Below are 18995 nucleotides of genomic sequence, written 5' to 3'. Positions count from 1 at the left end.
TGGCATGGAGGCTAAAAGAGATCATCATAATCGCCATCATCAAAGTCATCTTCTCCAGCTTCAGCGCTGGCCTGTACCAGCGCATTGCCAAGCAGGGTGAGGGCGAGCATTTTGCTGCCCTCTTTCTCACGGGCATCAACGGGTACTACCATGACATCGCCAAGATTCAGGATGGCTGCGATCTCATCGACATCCTTGGCACCGGGCAGATCCTGCTTGGTTGCACCAACAAGTACCGGAAGACCGACATGCTCTTCATAGTAGTCATACATCTTTCTCATCTCGATCAGTGACTCTTCACTGGTACTGTCGACAAGGAAAATCGCACCGATGGCGCCCTTGGAGAGGATGTTCCACATGAAGTTGAACCGTGACTGACCCGGTGTGCCGAACAGGTGCAGTTCAAGGTGTTCATCGATTTTAAGAATGCCGAAGTCCAGTCCGACTGTGGTCATGCTTTTGAGCTGAGCAACCTGATCGGAGGGGGCAACATCGGTGGCTGCGATTTGCGAGTCACTGAGGTTCTGAACCATCGTGGTTTTGCCGGCATTGACCGGGCCGGTGATGACAAGTTTTACAACCTGTTTTTCTTCCATTATAGACCCCTGATTCTGTTGATGATTCGGCTTAAAATAGAGACTTTTTTGCCGCGTCTGGCATCAGGATTATGGGCACGCATCTCTCTGGTTGCAGTGTGGCTGTTGCCTCCTGTTGAGTTAAGCGGTGCGATCAGACCGAGAATATAGGTCGCCATCAACACCCGCAGACGAACCATCTCATCGCGTGTGTTTTCAGCCTGAGAGATAAAGCTCTGCATTCGGAGTGAACCATTATGCTGATACATCATATGCATCTTCATATAGGTGGAGTTATCCTGAAAGGCGTAGCGCTGCATAGGGTAGAGCCGAACAATCAGTGGTGGCAGGCGCATGGCAAAACTGAGCAGGGAGGCGCGCATCTCTGCATTAAATGTATAACCGGCCAGAGCTGAGGCGATTGCCTGCGGGGCAAATACGCGTTTGTTGCTCATGGGGTTAAAGTCGCTGCTGGTGATGACCTCAACTGAGCGGGATTCAAAAATCTCTCTGAGTTTCCTGGATACTTCATCATGGGTGCCCTCAAAACCGGCGCGCTCATAATAGATGCTTTTCGTGGTTGATCCGACCGTATAATCAACCCTGGCTGGCTTTTGGCTGACTATCATACGGCGGAGGTAAACGAGTGAATTCATTATTGTATCCTCTTCAGGCTGATAATTTTTGAAATATACAGACTGATCCGCCTGCCGCAAACGGAAAGTTAAATTGATGGTCAGTAAGCGCGCACAACTTTCACCATAGTTTCGGGTTGCAGTAGAGGCTCGATGATCAGTTGAGATAAAAAAGAGCCCCCGAAACGGGGGCTCTGATGAGTTGTTAGAGAATATCTCCCAGCTGGCGCTGTGCCTGTCTTGCTTCAAGGAAGACCAGGCCAAGGTTTGCTCCCTGTGTCACAGTCACAATCAGTGATGCACGATGTTCAATATCGAACAGCAGAATGCCTGCATTGGAGCCGCGAATGTTGACCTCCTGAAAGTCGCCAACCTTGAGTGTGTCGGTTACGCGTTTGGCAAGGCTGGCAAGGGCTGCACCCATGGCGGCAGCTGCATCGCCCTGAGTACCACCAAGTTTATCCGCAATCATCATGCCATCCGGACTGAGTACACCTGCACCCTGAATATCCGATGTGGCCATTTTCAGTTCATCAAGAACGCTGTTGATTCTATCCTGTTTTGTTGCCATCTCTCTCTCCTCTCAATAATTTATAGTTATGGGTTTACGCAGGTAATTTGTAGATATCTTTCATGGTCTCAGCACCCACTTCAAGGCCGTCAATCCAGTCGATAAACTGATTGCAGAGCTCTTTGCCTACAAACATGGCACCGTGCTGTGGTGCAATAATCTCAATGTCCAGGTCGCGAACCATGGCTGCCCACGCTTTGCATGCGGTACTGGTAGGCATATAACGTTTATGGAAGCCCTCCATATGGCTTACATGGGTATTGAAATCTTCAACAAAACGGTAGTCGACAATGGCTGCGCCCAGGTCGCCGGAGTAGAGGATTTTTGATACCGGGTCGTAAACATGGAAATTTCCCGATGAGTGCAGGAAGTGAGCGGGCAGGATCATCAGCTCGCACCCTTCCAGATCAAGTTTCATGCCCTGATCGGGTATCTCTTTCATACGATCCATGACGCTGCCATCAACACCGAAGTGGGCGACAAAACGACGCCAGATCGCTGACATGTAGGCATCAGCATCGGTGATCATCAGCCAGCCGTTAACGGATGCGACGATGTCGGGATCCTGATGGGAGAGAAAAAGGTATTTCAGCATCGATGGTGGCAGATGCTCAGGCATGGCAGAGAAGATTTTTGAATAAACCTTGTGACCACCGGGATCAAGCAGCATGCCTTTACCTTTGTGGATTATCAGATGCTGATTGGACGATACCATCTCGCCCTCAGTGAAGTCCTCGAAAAAGACACATCTGTGCTCTTCATTTTCGAATAATATATCAGCCATTCGGTTCCTCCGTATTTTAGTTATATCCTTATGTTAGCGTGAGATTGTCCTACTCCATATGCATGGCAAAGGCTAAGCGGTCTCTCAACTCTTTGATTACTTTGCGAATACCTCTGGGGACGGTTGCTGTGTCCATCACCAGTACAAACGGGCTGTTGTTGATCTCGATATCCTTGATTACCATCAGATGGCTGTCTTCAAGCACAAGCGCCACACATGTGATGCTGTTGTATTCCCCGAGACGAACAGCATGATCGCCAACCCTGATCAACTCCGGTGCAATAGCCGCCATGCCTGCATGGGCAATTTTTCCGGCATGGCTAATTGGCAGGCCGTTCTGATCGGCAAGCAGAAGAGAGTGCAGGTTGTACATCTGGCGAGTCTCCTCGAGAATAGCCTGTAACCGCACATCCAGTTTCAGTTCCGATGTGTTTTCCACCTATACCCCCTCCCATATTCAGCAGCGACATTTAACCTTAATTTCGTTAAGGATTCCATAAAAAAACATGGAACTTCTTCCTCAGGAGTGCAACGGTACATGGAATACAATGGTATATCATCATTGATTATCGGCATATATTCATGGTGAGTATTGATCTATAGTCCGGTTTAAGGGGAGGAATATGACAGTATCTATCATTGGTGCGCTCAGCGGCCATGCCCGTGTTACTGCTGAGGAGATATCCTCCCTGCTTAAGGTGCCGCCGCTGAATATGTCTCATGGCGGTGATTTTACCGGTAAACCTTCGACACAACTCCATGTCGATTCATCATGGGTATTAAAAATTGATGCGCGCCGTAACTTCTCTACTGAAGAGGTGGCTCACAAGTGGTGTGCCCTGCAGATTGATAAAGAGAGCTCTTACGCAATTTATCACCCTCAGCGCTGCTGGTTTGTGATTCAGGAGCGGGGATGGGTAGTGGGTAATGTCACTCCCCGTATGCAGCCGCTGCACGCACTCGATTTTTCATCCTTGCCCGAGCAGCAGCGGTTAGGCTTGTTAAGCGAGCTGCTGGCTATCTACTGCCGCTTTGCGGCTCAGAGCGAGAAGCGACTGGATGAAGGGCTCTCCAATTTTGCGCTGGCTGATGATCAGCTCTACTACCTGGATGATGATATCTACCCCTGGGACAGTTTTTCATCTTTCTCTGCGATGCTGGCAAACTGGTTAAGGAAGTCATCGGCAATGGGTATGGATGAGAGGCAGTGGCAACTGCTTGGTCAAATGCTTAAACCGATGTTGCGGACCTATTCATCTTCGGCTGACGATATGGTCTATGAGGGGCTCACTGATCAGTTTGTCGGTCATTTTGAGCCACATAAAAAAGCATTGATCTCTGAGCTTCGATCCGTTGAGTCCTGTGCCATGGTTAAAAGTGCTGCGGTGGTGCTGAAGCATAGTGATGAGCCTATTGGTTTGATTGCCGATATTCACGCTAATCTGCCGGCCTTTGAGCGTGTTCTGAGGTTGTTTGACGAGAGGGGCATTCATCAGATTATGCACCTGGGAGATATCGTAGGTTACGGGCCTCAACCTGCTGAATGTATTCGTCTGGCCAGAGAGAGGGGACTGTTCTGTATTCGTGGCAACCATGATCACTATGTGGCCCATCATGGTGATGTCAAAGTGGCAGCCAGTCGCAGCGCGCAGTGGACGCTGGACTGGACCATTGAGCAGCTGGATGATGAGGAGAAGGGGTGGCTGGCAGCACTGCCGGTGCGTCACCTTATGAGTGACTGGTTAGCCGTGCATGGTTCACCCATCGACAAGAGTTTTTTTAATGGTTACGTCTATAATATGACGGCTGAGAAAAACCTCGAGTTTCTCAGGGAGAAATCCATTTCGATCTGCCTGCACGGCCACTCTCATATTCAGGGTGTCTATGCCATGCAGGGGCGGGTGGTGATGCCGTTTATCTGCGCAGCAGAGATCAATCTCAAGCCGTTTTCGGCATCCCTGATCTGTCCCGGATCTGTGGGGCAGCCAAGGGATGGTCAGGTGGGGGCTGAAGCCGCAATCTTTTACCCTGACAGTAAGAGGATTGAGCTATTTACCGTTGCCTATGATATCGAAAAGGTGGCCTCAGACATGCAGAAGAGCAACTTCCCTGAGCGTATTGTGCAGCGCCTCAGGGCAGGACGCTAACCGGGTACAGGTCGGTTATAGTGTAGCAATAATCAGTGTTTGCTTAAGGACATTTGGGGGCAACTTCAGCAAGTGCTGCGCGTGTTGCCATCCAGCCGGAGCCGAGATTGATCGTGGTGCGGGTCACCAGAATGAGAAGGTAGTCCGGTTTCTCCGGTACGACCGCCATAAAATGGTAGGTGCCGTCAGTCGTCGTTTGAATCTCTTTGATATGGTATTTAAGCTCTTCGCCGCGCTGGGCTGCCATCATCGCTTCAACGGCAGTGATGGTTTTGCCTCTGAACATATCCACAGCGGCAGCGCCAACAGCATCAACATAGGACTGTGTAAAGTAGGGGACGTTGTGATGGGCACCAAGTAACAGCCCGTTATTGAGGTCGACTACAGCTGCAGCAAGCGCACCATCAAGTTCACCTACCAGTTTTTCAAGGGTCTGATTCATATCCATCGTAACTTCCTGTTATCTGTTTTGTGCTTCTTGCATCACGCGTTTGACCAGCTCTTCCAGCATCGCCGGTTTTCTCTCTTCAGGGGCTTTCTGCTGCTCCTGAACCTTCTCTTCGTGCTGCTGCTTGTTGATCAGTTCAAGAATGATATCAACCTCTTTGCGGGCATGTCCGAGCAGCATGCCGAGTTTAAGGTCTCGGGCACCGATGAGGGCCAGCAGCATATCACTGCCGGCATGAATCAGTGCCACAGTCTGATTCTTGGACTGGGTAACCACCTGAATGCAGCCATCATCATCGCCTTGAATGGCAAGCGCATCACCGAGCGAGAGCATGGATGAGCACATTGCAGAGAGTGCATCTGCCTCAATGTCGCGTGATGCTGCATATGCAACAGGAAGGCCGTCAGAGCTGCAGAGCAGTGCTGCATCAAGGTGATATTCCCGCTCAACCAGTTGTTCAAGCTCACGACGGCAGGCTTCTTTATAATTACTCAACGGTTAGGCTCCTGATAACGATTCCCCAACAGGGTTTTGGCAACGCAGTTAACAATATCCTTAATCAGACTCTGCATGCCAGCGGGAACTCTGCTACACAAAATCGATAAGTAAATGGAGTGATCATCGATGATGGCTTCATGCATGACCAGCATGCGGCCGCTTTTCAGTACCAGCGCGCTACAGATCTGCTCGCCAAGGTTGCCTGATTGCGCAACCTTCTGTGCCAGTTCCATCATGGCTGATGAGTAGGCGGCAAACTCCTCTTCCGGGCAGTCACCGCTTTCAGCCATGACCAACCCTTCATCATTGGCTACTGTGATGAAAATAAGTTTCTTGCTCTGGCGAAGCTGTTCAAGCTCAGTATGAAGAGAAATGATCTATACCCCTGTAAAATAATGCAATTTGACCTGAATTTACGCGCAGCTATATGACGTGTCAATAAAACTGCAAAAAGTTATATGTGACGATGTGGCAGGATAGAGCAGTTTAATATGCCCAATAAATAAGTTCGCACAGAGCGCCGGAATGATTGAGAGGCCGGGTAGACCCTCAGTTCAAACGGTCATGCGTTACTCCTCGTTTTCAAACCCGAATCGATGAATCGTTTTGACGCGCAGTGCATCGTCATAGGTGATTTCAACGCCTCGTTTAATCATGTCGCCACTCTCTTCATCTTCATACTGTTCAAAATAGACAACGCGATTGGCCTGCAAAACATGGTCCAGTGCAGGTGTTCCCAGTGCCTGTTCAACACTGAATTTGGTATCACCCTCCTGAATCTGCATGATTTTACCGATTTTCAGGCGATTGCCCTGATGGATCGGTTCATACACACAGCCGCCAAGCAGCATGGCGATCATGGAAAAGGGTAAAATGAGGTGTTTAATCATGCTGTCTCCGCAGGGCCGCGATGGCCATTTTCAAGAAGTGAAATATAGTCTTTCATACCTTTTTCCAGCGTCCACTCCGGCTTCCAGTTGAGCAGAAGTTCTGACTCACTGAGATCTGCTTCGGTATGTTCCTGGTAGAATGAAAATGGATTATCAAAATATTCGACTTCCAGATTTTTGTTGAGCAGTTCAGAGAGATTAGAGACAATATCATTAAAGCTGCGCGCCTCTCCGGATCCAACATTGCATACACCCGAACGCGGTGCATCAAGGGCTGCAAGGTTGGCCGAAACCACATCACGGATATAAACAAAATCGCGTTTCTGTTCACCGAATTTGAACAGGCGAACCTGTTTGTTGGCTTTTACCTGCTCATAAAGCTGTAGAATCATCGAGGCGGTTTTGTTGCCATCACGCTCATTCTTATGGGTCTCTCCCGGACCGAAGACGTTGAAATAACGCAAGCCGATAATGGGGGCCGGATGGCGGTCATGCCAGCGGTAGGCAATGCGATCCATCGCCAGTTTGGAGAAGCCGTAAATATTTTCAGGATCTTCACCGAAACCTATGCGGTTGGGAGCTGGTGAGTTGCCGTAGGTTCCGGCTGAAGAGGCGTAGGTGACACGTGTGCCGGAGATGCTGCTGGCTTCAAGAATAGAGGCGAAGGCATTGGTGTTGACCTCGACCATCAGTCTCTGATCCATCACGGTTGTGTCGGTAATCGCAGCCTGATGATAGATGGCGGAAAAGCCACCATCGGCAATCTCTTCAAGCAGAAACGGATCATCACAGTCGGTAGCGCGCACTTCACAGTCGACATGGATCAGATTGCGCCAGTCACCGGATGAGAAGTCATCAACAACAACGACATCGGTGGCAGGTCGCTTCAACAGTGCTGCGGTAATGTTTGATCCAATATAACCGGCTCCACCGGTGACCAGAATTCGTTCACTCATGCTATTCGTCCGTTATCCATTGGCTTCTGCGCCTTTCCATTGCAGCTGCAGCAGTGCTAGGGCGCGTGTGGTGGCCTCATTGCAGATTCTGTATCCGGCTTTGGCATTGACGCGATCGGTGATCTCCTCAGCCGGTAGCTCTCTGATGTCGGAATCATTCAGCCCCGCTTCAGCAAAAATACGGGAGATCCATGAGCCGATGCCGGCTAGCTGGTTGATGCGAACAATGCGGATCAACTCGTCACAACGGGTAGGGGTTACCTGATTACCTGTAGCAACAGAGAGTGCTTCAGGATCATCCTCTGCAAAAGAGTCGACAGGCCTGCAGAGCAGCTTGAAAATAACCCATTCGCTTTCAGCCAGAAAGTTGCGATCTTCGTGCAGTGGAAATGTGCCGGGAAATGCTTTTACATTGCTCATATCGTTTCTCTACATCCTTCATGCCGTGCATCACTATGTTGTCACATCAGCAAATTTCTTCAGGCGCTGGATGTTACGTTACCTGTCATGCAGTGCAAGCCATGCTTTATCAGGGCTTTATAACAGTGGACTTCCTTTTCACTGTCATGAAGATATCTGTTTGCTAGAGTCGGAAGCGGCAACAGATCGTAACAGGGAGGCAGGTTTATGCGCTGGTCAGAAATCAACAGTTCAGGATCATCTGTTTTTAATCCAAAAAAGATTACGGTGGTAGGGGCTGGCCATGTCGGAGCCACGGCTGCATTTCTTGCCGCTCAGAAGGAGTTGGCCGACATCGTTCTGATTGATGTGGTGGAGGGCGTGCCGCAGGGCAAAGCGCTTGATATGCATGAATCATCGCCCATTCAGCGTTTTGACAGCTCAGTGATCGGAACCAATGACTATAAAGATACAGCCAATTCAGACCTGGTCATTATTACCGCAGGTGTCGCCAGAAAACCCGGCATGAGCCGTGATGATCTGCTCTCGATCAATGCCGGTATCGTTGCCGATGTGACACGTAACATCGTCACCTACTCGCCCGACTGCATCATTCTGGTGGTTACCAATCCGCTCGATGCGATGGTCTATACCGCACTGAAGGTATCCGGATTTCCCAAGCATCGTGTTATCGGTATGGCCGGTGTGCTTGATTCTGCGCGCATGCGGGCATTTATTGCTGATGAGCTGCAGGTTTCGATCAACAATGTTACCGCCTTTGTACTCGGCGGTCATGGCGACACGATGGTGCCGCTGCCACGTTACTCGACCGTTGCGGGTATCCCGATTACAGAGCTTATGAGTCCGGAGCGGGTAGAGGCGATTTGTCAGCGTACGGCTGATGGTGGTGCAGAAATTGTCAGGCTGCTGAAAACAGGCTCGGCCTTCTATGCTCCCGGATCATCGGTAGTGCAGATGGCAGAGGCGATTATCCGGGATAACAAACGGGTGCTGCCATGTTGTGCCTATCTTGAGGGTGAATATGGGGTGAACGGCTATTATCTCGGCGTGCCGTGTAAACTCGGTGCCGGTGGCCTTGAGGCGATAATAGAACTTGATCTGACCAGTGATGAGGCTGCCGGGTTAAAGAAATCGATGCAGGCAGTCGCCGAGCTTGTGGAGCGCGTGGATGGTTTCGGTCTCTATTGAAGATTTGTTGATTGCCCATCATCATTTGCCTCTGTAGCTGATTTGCGACCTATCAGCTGCTGTTTACGCTAGTCAGGGAGACTCCTTTGAATATTCATGAATATCAGGCCAAAGCCATGCTCAGTGAATTTGCGCTACCGGTTCCGCGTGGAAGGCTGGCGCTCACTGTTGATGAGGCCGTGGCAGCTACCGATGAGCTGGGTGGAGCTATCTGGGTCGTAAAAGCTCAGATCCATGCCGGTGGGCGTGGCAAAGCCGGTGGTGTTCGTCTCTGCTGGTCAAAGGGTGAGGTGAGGAGTGCGGCGGAAGCGCTGCTGGGTTCTGTGCTGGTGACCAAGCAGACTGGTGAAGCGGGTAAAGAGGTGAAGCGTTTGTATGTGGAGGAGGGGTTGAACATCGCCTCTGAATTTTATCTGAGCCTGCTGGTTGATCGTGAAACAGAGAAGGTTGCCTTTGTGGTCAGTCCTGCCGGTGGCATGGAGATCGAAGAGGTGGCTGCATCATCACCTGAAAAGATTCTCACCTTGTCGGTTGCAGGGGATCAGCCCTCTGCGTATGAATGCACTACCATAGCTGCATTCCTCGGACTGCAGGGGTCGCAGATTTCAGCCTGTGCCGATCTGCTCACAAAACTGCACCGTGCCTTCTGCCAGAAAGATGGCTCCATGCTGGAACTCAACCCTCTGATCCTGACTGCTGATGGTAATCTGGTGGCACTCGATGCCAAGTTTGTTGCCGATAGCAATGCGCTCTACCGCCATCCTGAGCTGGTAGCGCTGCGTGATCTGGATGAAGAGGATCCACGTGAAGTTGAGGCGTCGCAATTCGGACTGAACTATATCGCACTGGACGGTCGTATCGGCTGCATGGTCAACGGAGCAGGGCTGGCAATGGCGACGATGGATATCATCCAGCTTAAGGGAGACAAGCCTGCCAACTTCCTTGATGTCGGTGGTGGTGTGACGGTTGATTCGGTATGCGAGGCATTCAAGCTCCTGTTCAGTGATGACCATGTTAAAGCGGTTCTGGTGAATATTTTCGGTGGCATCGTGCGCTGTGATGTGATTGCCAACGGCTTGCTTGAAGCGATTAAAACCCATCCGATGCGTGTGCCGGTGGTGATGCGACTGGTGGGAACCAATGAAGAAGAGGGGCGCAGACTGGTCAAAGATGCCGGGCTGGATGTGCGTTGGGCAGCAGATCTTGATCAGGCCGCTGAATATGCAGTTGCTGCTGCAAGGGGAGAATAATGTCGGTACTGCTAGATAAAAACACACGTGTAATCTGTCAGGGTTATACCGGCAAACAGGGCACATTCCACTCCAGTGCCATGATTGCGTACGGCACCTGCTTTGTCGGAGGAGTGACTCCGGGTAAAGGTGGTCAGACGCATCTTGAGCGTCCGGTATTTAATACAGTAGCCGATGCGGTCGTGCAGGAGGGGGCAGAGGCCTCTGTCATTTTTGTGCCGCCCCGTTTTGCTGCCGATGCAATTCTCGAGGCTGCTGATGCTGGTATAAAGTTGATTGCCTGCATTACAGAAGGAATTCCCGTGCTCGATATGCTGAAGGTGAAAGAGGGCCTTAGCGATAAAAGTTGTGTGCTGATTGGTCCTAACTGTCCGGGCATCATCACGCCGGGTGAGGCGAAAATCGGTATTATGCCGGGACATATCCACCTGCCGGGTCGCGTAGGTGTAATCTCCCGCTCCGGCACGCTGACCTATGAGGCGGTTGATCAGTTAACCCAGACAGGCTTAGGTCAGTCCACCTGTATCGGCATGGGTGGTGATCCCATTCACGGCATGGATTTCATCGATGCCTTAAAGCTTTTTGAAGCCGATGCGCAGACTGAAGGCATTGTGCTGATTGGCGAGATTGGTGGCGCCGACGAGGAGCATGCTGCTGAATATATTCGTCAGGCTGTTACAAAACCGGTCGTCGCATTTATTGCCGGTGCAACAGCACCAAAGGGAAAACGCATGGGCCATGCCGGTGCCATTATCTCCGGTGGCAAGGGGACAGCGGAGGCGAAATTCGCAGCGCTTGAAGCTGCAGGAGTTACCGTAGAACGAAATCCGACACTATTAGGCAAGCGTATGCTGGAGCTGCTCTCTTAAAAGCCAGGCGTTGATGGTTTGCTACGCTTATCCGGTTTGGCGGATGTGCGGGCGATGATCTCCTTTTTGATCCACTCCGGCACCTCTTCTGATCTGGCTGATTCGGCCAGACGACCGACCAGAGCACGCTCCTTGCAGCGGGTGCGTACCTCGTCGGTCAGGCTGATGCCCTGATTTAACAATTTTATATATGCTTCGTTGGTGAGTGTGGCATTGGCAATCATATTGGTGCGGATCCAGTAGTCTGCCGCAGCGTCCCGGCACACCTGAGACGGGTTGAGCGGGTCATCAGTGATCTCTTCTGGTTCGGTTTTCTCATCAACGCTTGCAGCAGCAGGCGCGCTGGTTTGCGGTTGCTCTGTTTCGCTTCCGGCAGGAGGGGTTTGAGGCGCTGCTGCAGAGTCTGGTTTCTCCTGTCTGTCGAACGGGTCGAACGGCTTGATGTCTGATTCGGGTTCTGCTCGGGGTTGTTCTGCCAAACGTTCAAAAAGCTCATGATTATAGAAGTAGAGGTAAACGCCTGATGCTCCTGCGATGAGCAGGGTTCCCAGAATCACCAGAATCACCATCTGGATATTCATTGGTTTCCTGGCACTTTTTTTTGTCACTCGGCGCTTTTTTTTGCCGCCTGTTGCTGGTTTTTTCTGTTCGCTCTCGGGCTCTTTTTGAGGCTCTGCCGATTTTTCTATGATCTCCGGTTCAACGTGCTGCTTTTGCTGTGTCTCTTTGGCGTGCTGCTGCTCATCGATCTTATGCTGAAGAGCCTGACTTATCTTCTCCTGAATAAAGATGATAAAGGTCTTCTGACAGTGTTTGCAGTTGATCCGTTTGCCCGTCGCGCGCCTCAGCTTGTCGCTGACGCCATACTTCTTCTGACAATACGGGCACTGGATAAATTCCAAACGTCTCTCCTGAAGGTTTTATACTGTTTCAACTTATAAGGGTAATCAAGATTGATGCCACTTTTAGTGCTTGTATGGTCCTGCTGTTATGACGTTGAAATGTTATCCATTTTTGTTGATCAGTTTGTTCACGAGTTTACTGAGTTCATCAGTCTTGAACGGTTTATTCAGCAGCATGGAGGTTTCATTATCAAGAACCTTCCGGGTCTTCTCTTTGGGAGCGTCGTAGCCTGTCATGAAGATTACCGGCAGTTCGGGATAGCTTTTACGCATCTCAAGCACACTGTCCACGCCATCCATGCGGGGCATAACGATATCACTGATGACCAGTGATATCTCATGCTGGTGGGCATAGAACTTCTCAATGGCATCAATGCCATCGTTGGCCTGGATGACATTGTGGCCAAAGCTCGCCAGTACCGATGCAACAGTTTTACGCACCTCCATAGCATCGTCAGCAACAAGAATGGTGCCTGAATGTCGAAGTGGGACAGGTTTGATTGGGGGGGGTGATTGCTCTGTCTTGTTGCTCTCTACCAGTGGCAGGCAAATCTTAAAAGAGGTTCCCCTTGAGAAGGTGCTACTGACATGAATGGAGCCGTTGTGCGAGGTGATGATACCGTGTGCGGTAGAGAGGCCCAGGCCTGTTCCCTGACCCACCTCCTTGGTGGTGAAGAAGGGTTCAAAGATTTTATCGAGATCGGAGGAGTTGATGCCTGTGCCAGTATCCTTGATTTCCAGTGTTGCGACATTTTTACAATGGATGTGACAGGCATTGCTATTTCCACAATTTTCTGAAGCTGTTGGATAGAGACGGACATGAATGGCTTTGGTCGGGCAATTTTTTACTGCATCACGTGCATTGTTGATGAGATTGATGATGGCCTGTTTGATGTGGGTCTGATCGGCCCAAATGGTCATCGGTTCGCTGGAGAGGTCAAGTTTGACCTCGACATCCTCCGGGATGCCGATCTGCGCGGTGGTGACAGCTTCGCGAACTGCCCTTGTCAGAGAGACCTTTTCTTTGTCGTGTTGTGATTCGCGAGCAAAAGCGAGAAGCTGTTTAACCAGATGTGAGGCATCAAATGAGAGGGTTTGAATATCGTCAAGGTTCTCAATCACAGCCTCAGGAGCACTGGCTTTTTTTGCCTTGACCTGAGCCACGTAGGCTTTCCCGGAAATGGCTGCCAGCAGGTTGTTAAAGTTGTGGGCAACGCCACCTACGAGCGTGCCTACCGCCTCCAGTTTCTGGGTCTGTAAAAGAGCATTTTCCACCCGTTTCTGTTCAGTCAGATCAGAGAAAACACCAACAAGGAACTTGGTGCTGCCATCTTCTCCGGGGATCGAGCGGACGTCGAGAGCTTCGGGATAGAGTTCACCATTTTTGCGCCTGTTCCAGAGTTCGCCCTTCCACTGCCCTTTGTTGTTGATCGATGCCCACATACGTTCATAGAAGTGGCGATCCTGTTTGCCCGATTGCAGCATATTGGGATTGTTGCCGATCGCCTCTTGTTGTGAATAACCGGTGACATCTGAAAAGGCCTGATTGACATAGATGATCTCTCCATTCGGGCGGGTGATGATCACGCTCTCACCAGCTCCCTGCAGAGCCTCGGCAAGCATCTCGATCTGCTGCTGATCTCTCTTGAAGCTTTTCAGGATAGGTTTATATACAAACAGGTAGAGAGGGTAGGCAGATAGTACAACAAGAAGAACGCCATCAAGCACCGCCTCGGCCAGTTGCGATAGCGATGCTGTGATGCCTGTAATATCAAACAACAGCATGGCCAATATCTCAGCAACAAGAATGATGATGGCCAGACGCAGGACACAATGAAGGTAAAAGAAATTTTTCTGATCCATGAAACTCCGTCCCTTCATTGCAAGATAGTAACTTAACCAACTATTTATCGGCTCAAATGATGTGAACTTTAGGAGCAATCTTCTGCTATACTCTCCCTATCGTTATCTCATAAACAGGAGGTTGGTATGAAAAAGGTGCTTATTGGTGTTGCCGCACTGGCTGTTATTGTTGTTGGAGCGGTCTTCTTTCTGCTCTCAAATCTTGATGGCATTGTAAAAGATGCGATCCAGGTTTATGGGTCGGAAGCAACCAAAACGCAGGTGGTTGTAGGTGATGTGAAAATTAAACTCGAAGCGGGTGAGGCCTCCATCACTGGCCTGAATATCGGTAATCCGACCGGTTTTTCTGACCCGAATATCTTTGAGCTGGGCAATATCAGTACAAAAATTGATATATCCACGATTCGCCAGAATCCTATTGTCATTGATGAGATTATCATCAGTGCGCCCAAGGTGGTCTATGAGATTAATAAATCAGGTGTTTCTAATGCGGATGTGCTGAAAAAGAATCTTGGTGCAGGTGGTGAGAGCAACGCATCCTCTGCCGCTGATGGCGATGGCGAAGCGGTGAAGATGATTATCCGGCGTCTGGTTGTTGAAGGTACCTCTGCCAAGGTACGCATTGCTGCACTGGGCGATCAGCAACAGAGCGTATCGCTGCCTAAAATAGTGATGCGTGATATCGGCCAAAAGAGTGGTGGTGCGACTGCTGCAGAGGTGGCACAACAACTCTCATCCAAACTGCTGGGCAATGTGAAAGGCTCGGTTGCCAAGCTTGGTGTTGATAAATACATCGGAAAATCGGCGGATGCTTTCAAAGCTCAGGCTCTGGAAAAAATCGGTGGTGCCGGTGGTGCGGCTGGTGGTGCAGCCGGAGGCGCAGGGGAGGCGATTAAAGGGCTGTTTGGTAAATAATCAGTGTAGGCGGGTAAAAGGGTTGGATGCCTCTATGTATCCAGCCCTTTTTTTAGGTTCATCGCGCAATTACGGGAATGATCCTCATAGGAACTGCGTTGCTTCATTCAAACCAAAGGCAATGTAAGTGAATATATATTCACTTGTCCTTTCTTTGATGGCACCAATCGACAGGAGTGTCGATTGGGACGTGCAAAGCACGCCCGCAGGGTGAGGGCCATGGATGGCCTGAATCAAAAAAGAACCACCCCATTATTTCAGATAAAATCCTATCGCGCGGCGGGACAGCGCCGCTTGCTCCTGTCGGGTTCCCGATCCTGCATATTAAAAATCGGCCACGGCTCCGCCGCTCTTCTCCGATTTTGAATATTTGTCTCGGCAGCCTGCTAACGGGGGATCAAACGACACTGTTCCAGCCGCAAGATTGAGTTGCCTTTTAATCCCGCTCCAAGATGCGCCGGAGTATTTATTGTTCAATGGAAAGAGGCGAAAATAGTTTCGCCCCATTGAACGATAAATACGCAGGGAGAAGCAGATTGCCGGGCAGCTTTCTTTGGTTCGTTTCTTTTCTGGAAAAGAAATGAACAGATAAATCTACCATTATAGCAGGAGAGGATACGCCTCCAGTTTTGATTTACTAAGACTGTTTTCCCGGACTTCCGCGAAGAACCTTTTTTTATCCTTTCCAGTTTTTCTGTTTGAACCAGGCAGGCTCTAACTGATCTAGTATGGAGTAGGGTGACTTCTGCTGCAGTAGCCATGCAGCAAGACCGCCAAGCTCATCCTGCTCAACAGGCAGATCGCGATGCAGGATCTCCATCATAAGTTGCGCGGATGTAATGTCAGGAATGGGAAGAGGGATTGCATCAAGTTGAGTGCCATCAGCCTGCAGCTGATCGTGTTGATCAGCATGTTCGGTGACGCAGAGCAGGGTGATCTCCCGCTCTCTTAATCGGTTGAGATCTTCAAGGAATGAGCCGCTATAGCCATCTTTCAGGGTACTTCCGTTCCAGAGCTGATCAAAATTATGCAGAATGAGCAGCACTTTCTGATTCTCTTTCTCCAGTTGATCGAATAACCCGCCAAGGCTATTTACATTCGTTTCCGGATGGTTGAAGTAGCTGGCGATGGCCTTTAAAAAGCCTTTAAGATCATGGCAATAGAGAAGCATGTTAAGCTGGATGATCATGGTTGAGCCCGGAATAAATTGGTGTAAATCTTCCAGTGTTCGCCTGCGCCCCTGACCATGTGGACTGATGAGGTTTACCGATTCGCCTGATAATATAAATCCTGCCAGAGCGGCTGTGAACTCAGGCCGTAAACAGGCTGCTCTTTTGGAGTCCATCAGGTTAGTGGTGGCTGCGTGATGCGCACAGGATGTGGGCGCGACAGCTCTTTAGCGAGCTCCTCTTCGCTAAAGATCCCTTTTTTGATCAGCAGGCGCGTGATGGTATCCAGCTGCTGTTGGGTTGCGGGATGAGGCGCTGGCGTCTGAGCGGACTTGGCTTTGCTTTTCTTACGCTCTGTCGGAGTAGTAAAATTCTGCCGCATAAGATCAAGCAGCGCTTCATCGACAATACCTGTACTTTTCAGCCCTTTTTTTGCCTGAAAATCTTTAACTGCTGCACGTGTTGCCACCCCGAACAGGCCGGGTTGATCCTGCATCGGATATCCCATGCGCTGCAGTAGCTCCTGCAGCATTGAGACCCCTTTGCCGCGCATAAATATTTTCAGATGTCTGTTCATTTTGGCCCTTTTTTATGCTGTCTTTTCAATTATAGCATTAAACGTGGCGCTTGGCCGCATGGCACGCGCAACTTTTTCAGGATCAGCATGGAAATAGCCACCCATATCAACGGCTGAACCCTGAACACCGTTCAACTCAGCTATGATGATGCTCTCATCTTTTATAAGCTGTTCAGCAATGGGCGCGAACTGTGCCTGCAGCTCTGTATCGCGGTGTTGTGCAGCCAGAGCCTGAGCCCAGTACATCGCCAGATAGAAGTGGCTGCCACGGTTATCCAGCTCTTTTACCTTACGAGAAGGTGACTTGTTCTCTTTGAGGAATTTACCATTGGCCGCATTCAGGGCCTCTGCAAGTACGGCTGCTTTGCTGTTGCCGGTTTTTGCAGCCAGATCCTCCAGTGAGACAGCCAGGGCGAGAAATTCACCGAGAGAGTCCCAGCGCAGATGATTCTCTTTCACGAACTGCTGCACATGTTTGGGGGCAGAGCCTCCGGCACCGGTTTCAAACAGACCACCACCAGCCAGTAGCGGTACGATGGAGAGCATCTTGGCACTGGTTCCCAGCTCCAAAATCGGGAAGAGATCGGTCAGGTAGTCACGCAGTACGTTGCCGGTCACCGAAATCGTGTCCAGACCATCTTTGACGCGTGCCAGCGCATGACCTGACGCATCCACCGGTGCCATGATCTGAATATCGAGTCCGGCTGTATCGTGATCTGCCAGATAGCTGTTTACCTTGTTGATCAGGTTGGCATCGTGAGCACGATTTTTATCCAGCCAGAAGATGGCCGGATTGCCTGTCGCACGGGCACGCGTGACGGCCAGTTTTACCCAGTCACGAATCGGCGCATCCTTGGTCTGACACATGCGCCAGATATCCCCCTTCTCAACAGCATGCTCAAGCAGGGTGTTGCCGGCATCATCAAGCACACGAACCGTGCCATCTGCAGGGATATTGAAGGTTTTGTCGTGGGATCCGTACTCCTCAGCCTTCTGCGCCATCAGGCCGACATTGGCCACGTTACCCATGGTCGTCGGATCAAAGGCGCCATGCTCTCTGCAGAAGTTGATGGTCTCCTGATAGACACCGGCATAACAGCGGTCAGGGATCATGAATTTGGCATCGTGTAGCTTGCCGTCAGCACCCCACATTTTGCCCGAAGAGCGGATCGCTGCAGGCATCGATGCATCAATGATCACATCGCTGGGCACATGCAGGTTGGTGATGCCTCTGTCTGAATCGACCATGGCCAGATCCGGGTGCGTTTCATACACCGCTTGAATATCCGCTTCGATCTCGGAACGCTGCGCATCAGGCAGGGTGGCAATTTTCGCATAGAGATCACCAAGGCCGTTGCTGGCATCCACGCCAAGTTCAGTAAACAGCGCTGCATGTTTATCGAAAACATCAGCAAAATAGACGGTTACAGCATGGCCGAACATAATCGGGTCGGAAACCTTCATCATCGTCGCTTTCAGGTGCAGGGATAGCAGGATGCCACTGTTGTTCGCATCCTCAATCTGGGCTGCATAAAAGGCGCGTAGTGCTTTGCGACTCATCACTGCCGCGTCAATCACTTCACCGGCCTGTAGCGGGGCAGAGGCTTTCAGGGTGCGGTTGTTGCCATCACTGTCGGTAAGTTCAATGGTGTAGCTGCACGCTTTTTCAATAGTGACTGACTGCTCACTGCCATAGAAATCACCATCAGACATATGTGCCACATGCGATTTGGAGTCGCTGCTCCAGGCTCCCATGGCGTGTGGATTATCTTTGGCATACTGTTTAACCGCGTCAGCGACGCGGCGGTCGGAGTTGCCCTCACGCAGCACCGGGTTGACCGCACTGCCGAGTACCTTGGCGTAGCGGGCTTTGATGCTTTGATCCGCATCGCTAGCAGCCTCTTCAGGGTAGTCGGGGATATCAAACCCGTGCGCCTGCAGCTCTTTGATTGCAGCAATCAGCTGAGGAATCGATGCACTGATATTAGGCAGTTTGATGATGTTGGCATCCGGTGTTTTTGCCAGTTCACCCAGCTCACTCAGCGCATCACCGATCTTTTGATCATCACGCAGTTTATCAGGAAAGTTGGCAATGATTCGGCCTGCCAGGGAGATGTCGCGAGTCTCTACATTGACGTTTGCAGCCTTGCTGAAGGCCTGTACAACAGGAAGAAGCGAGTAGGTGGCCAGAGCCGGAGCCTCATCGGTGATGGTGTAGATGATGGTGGGTGTATTGGTTGTCATTGTCTATCCTGTCGTTGCAGCAGGCCGGAATTTTGGTCTGGCAAATATTTTGATGTGCGCGAGTTTAGCAGCATAGACTATATTAAAAAGGTCG

At 50.5% G+C, this 18995-nt stretch carries 21 protein-coding genes; 5 read left to right on the top strand and 16 right to left on the bottom strand.

Annotation, left to right across the window (positions count from 1 at the left end; translation table 11 throughout):
* Nucleotides 1-11 precede the first annotated feature (11 nt).
* The 5 genes from F3F93_RS02390 to F3F93_RS02370 form a co-directional block, all read right to left on the bottom strand.
* Nucleotides 12-596 (bottom strand): ATP/GTP-binding protein, encoded by a 585-nt coding sequence (locus tag F3F93_RS02390; RefSeq protein WP_194334945.1) that lies wholly within the window; start codon nucleotides 594-596, stop codon nucleotides 12-14.
* On the bottom strand, nucleotides 596-1231 hold the full coding sequence (locus F3F93_RS02385) for a hypothetical protein (RefSeq protein ID WP_176957558.1): 636 nt from the start codon (nucleotides 1229-1231) through the stop codon (nucleotides 596-598). The genes F3F93_RS02390 and F3F93_RS02385 overlap by 1 nt, the downstream gene beginning before the upstream one ends.
* A 184-nt stretch (nucleotides 1232-1415) precedes the next feature.
* A complete protein-coding gene (locus tag F3F93_RS02380) occupies nucleotides 1416-1781 on the bottom strand; it encodes a roadblock/LC7 domain-containing protein (RefSeq protein ID WP_176957557.1) in 366 nt (121 codons plus the stop codon).
* Nucleotides 1782-1815: 34 nt separating this feature from the next.
* On the bottom strand, nucleotides 1816-2565 hold the full coding sequence (locus F3F93_RS02375; protein ID WP_176957556.1) for an MBL fold metallo-hydrolase: 750 nt from the start codon (nucleotides 2563-2565) through the stop codon (nucleotides 1816-1818).
* A 49-nt stretch (nucleotides 2566-2614) separates the two neighbouring features.
* On the bottom strand, nucleotides 2615-3004 hold the full coding sequence (locus tag F3F93_RS02370) for a hypothetical protein (protein ID WP_176957555.1): 390 nt from the start codon (nucleotides 3002-3004) through the stop codon (nucleotides 2615-2617).
* A gap of 184 nt (nucleotides 3005-3188) precedes the next feature.
* Here F3F93_RS02370 and F3F93_RS02365 point away from each other — a divergent pair, with 184 nt between their 5' ends.
* Complete coding sequence (locus F3F93_RS02365) at nucleotides 3189-4712, top strand: metallophosphoesterase family protein (RefSeq protein WP_176957554.1); 1524 nt, start codon at nucleotides 3189-3191, stop codon at nucleotides 4710-4712.
* A gap of 43 nt (nucleotides 4713-4755) precedes the next feature.
* Here the strand turns inward: F3F93_RS02365 and F3F93_RS02360 are convergent, their stop codons facing one another.
* The 6 genes from F3F93_RS02360 to F3F93_RS02335 all read right to left on the bottom strand — a co-directional run bounded on the left by F3F93_RS02360 (nucleotide 4756) and on the right by F3F93_RS02335 (nucleotide 7924).
* Nucleotides 4756-5154, bottom strand: a complete 399-nt coding sequence (locus tag F3F93_RS02360; protein WP_176957648.1) for a hypothetical protein — start codon at nucleotides 5152-5154, stop codon at nucleotides 4756-4758.
* Nucleotides 5155-5172: 18 nt separating this feature from the next.
* Nucleotides 5173-5655, bottom strand: a complete 483-nt coding sequence (locus F3F93_RS02355; protein ID WP_176957553.1) for a roadblock/LC7 domain-containing protein — start codon at nucleotides 5653-5655, stop codon at nucleotides 5173-5175.
* Complete coding sequence (locus tag F3F93_RS02350; RefSeq protein ID WP_176957552.1) at nucleotides 5652-5948, bottom strand: hypothetical protein; 297 nt, start codon at nucleotides 5946-5948, stop codon at nucleotides 5652-5654. The genes F3F93_RS02355 and F3F93_RS02350 overlap by 4 nt, the downstream gene beginning before the upstream one ends.
* 279 nt (nucleotides 5949-6227) lie before the next feature.
* Nucleotides 6228-6548, bottom strand: coding sequence for an outer membrane protein assembly factor BamE (gene bamE / locus F3F93_RS02345; protein ID WP_241696900.1), 321 nt, complete (start codon nucleotides 6546-6548; stop codon nucleotides 6228-6230).
* On the bottom strand, nucleotides 6545-7504 hold the full coding sequence (gene rfaD, locus F3F93_RS02340) for an ADP-glyceromanno-heptose 6-epimerase (protein WP_176957551.1): 960 nt from the start codon (nucleotides 7502-7504) through the stop codon (nucleotides 6545-6547). The genes bamE and rfaD overlap by 4 nt, the downstream gene beginning before the upstream one ends.
* 12 nt (nucleotides 7505-7516) lie before the next feature.
* The gene (locus tag F3F93_RS02335) at nucleotides 7517-7924 is read right to left on the bottom strand and encodes a hypothetical protein (RefSeq protein ID WP_176957550.1); all 408 of its coding nucleotides are present in this window, start codon (nucleotides 7922-7924) and stop codon (nucleotides 7517-7519) included.
* Between the two features lie 207 nt (nucleotides 7925-8131).
* Between F3F93_RS02335 and mdh the strand changes: the two genes are divergently transcribed.
* From mdh to sucD, 3 genes are all read left to right on the top strand, one after another.
* The gene (gene mdh, locus F3F93_RS02330; RefSeq protein ID WP_176957549.1) at nucleotides 8132-9112 is read left to right on the top strand and encodes a malate dehydrogenase; all 981 of its coding nucleotides are present in this window, start codon (nucleotides 8132-8134) and stop codon (nucleotides 9110-9112) included.
* 86 nt (nucleotides 9113-9198) lie between these two features.
* Nucleotides 9199-10362: an ADP-forming succinate--CoA ligase subunit beta gene (gene sucC / locus F3F93_RS02325; protein ID WP_176957548.1), complete on the top strand. Its 1164-nt coding sequence runs from the start codon at nucleotides 9199-9201 to the stop codon at nucleotides 10360-10362.
* Nucleotides 10362-11231: a succinate--CoA ligase subunit alpha gene (gene sucD / locus F3F93_RS02320; protein WP_176957547.1), complete on the top strand. Its 870-nt coding sequence runs from the start codon at nucleotides 10362-10364 to the stop codon at nucleotides 11229-11231. Before sucC ends, sucD begins: the two co-directional genes overlap by 1 nt.
* Here sucD and F3F93_RS02315 read toward each other — a convergent pair.
* On the bottom strand, nucleotides 11228-12133 hold the full coding sequence (locus tag F3F93_RS02315; RefSeq protein ID WP_176957546.1) for a zinc-ribbon domain-containing protein: 906 nt from the start codon (nucleotides 12131-12133) through the stop codon (nucleotides 11228-11230). The genes sucD and F3F93_RS02315 overlap by 4 nt on opposite strands.
* A 102-nt stretch (nucleotides 12134-12235) precedes the next feature.
* Nucleotides 12236-13996, bottom strand: a complete 1761-nt coding sequence (locus F3F93_RS02310; protein ID WP_176957545.1) for an ATP-binding protein — start codon at nucleotides 13994-13996, stop codon at nucleotides 12236-12238.
* A 126-nt stretch (nucleotides 13997-14122) separates the two neighbouring features.
* Between F3F93_RS02310 and F3F93_RS02305 the strand changes: the two genes are divergently transcribed.
* Nucleotides 14123-14911 (top strand): hypothetical protein, encoded by a 789-nt coding sequence (locus F3F93_RS02305; protein ID WP_176957544.1) that lies wholly within the window; start codon nucleotides 14123-14125, stop codon nucleotides 14909-14911.
* Between the two features lie 676 nt (nucleotides 14912-15587).
* Here the strand turns inward: F3F93_RS02305 and F3F93_RS02300 are convergent.
* The 3 genes from F3F93_RS02300 to F3F93_RS02290 are packed head-to-tail and all read right to left on the bottom strand — an operon-like array spanning nucleotide 15588 to nucleotide 18901.
* Nucleotides 15588-16256 (bottom strand): hypothetical protein, encoded by a 669-nt coding sequence (locus tag F3F93_RS02300; RefSeq protein WP_176957543.1) that lies wholly within the window; start codon nucleotides 16254-16256, stop codon nucleotides 15588-15590.
* Nucleotides 16256-16657 carry a peptidoglycan-binding protein gene (locus F3F93_RS02295; RefSeq protein ID WP_194334944.1) on the bottom strand — a complete coding sequence of 134 codons (402 nt, stop codon included), beginning with the start codon at nucleotides 16655-16657 and terminating at the stop codon, nucleotides 16256-16258. The genes F3F93_RS02300 and F3F93_RS02295 overlap by 1 nt, the downstream gene beginning before the upstream one ends.
* Before the next feature lie 12 nt (nucleotides 16658-16669).
* A complete protein-coding gene (locus F3F93_RS02290) occupies nucleotides 16670-18901 on the bottom strand; it encodes an NADP-dependent isocitrate dehydrogenase (RefSeq protein ID WP_176957542.1) in 2232 nt (743 codons plus the stop codon).
* Nucleotides 18902-18995 lie beyond the last annotated feature (94 nt).

Origin of the sequence: Mariprofundus sp. KV, assembly GCF_013387475.1 — a bacterium.
In the GTDB taxonomy this organism is placed as follows: domain Bacteria; phylum Pseudomonadota; class Zetaproteobacteria; order Mariprofundales; family Mariprofundaceae; genus Mariprofundus.
The sequence above is the reverse complement of the archived record's forward strand: the minus strand, read 5'-3'. Positions and strand labels throughout refer to the sequence as shown.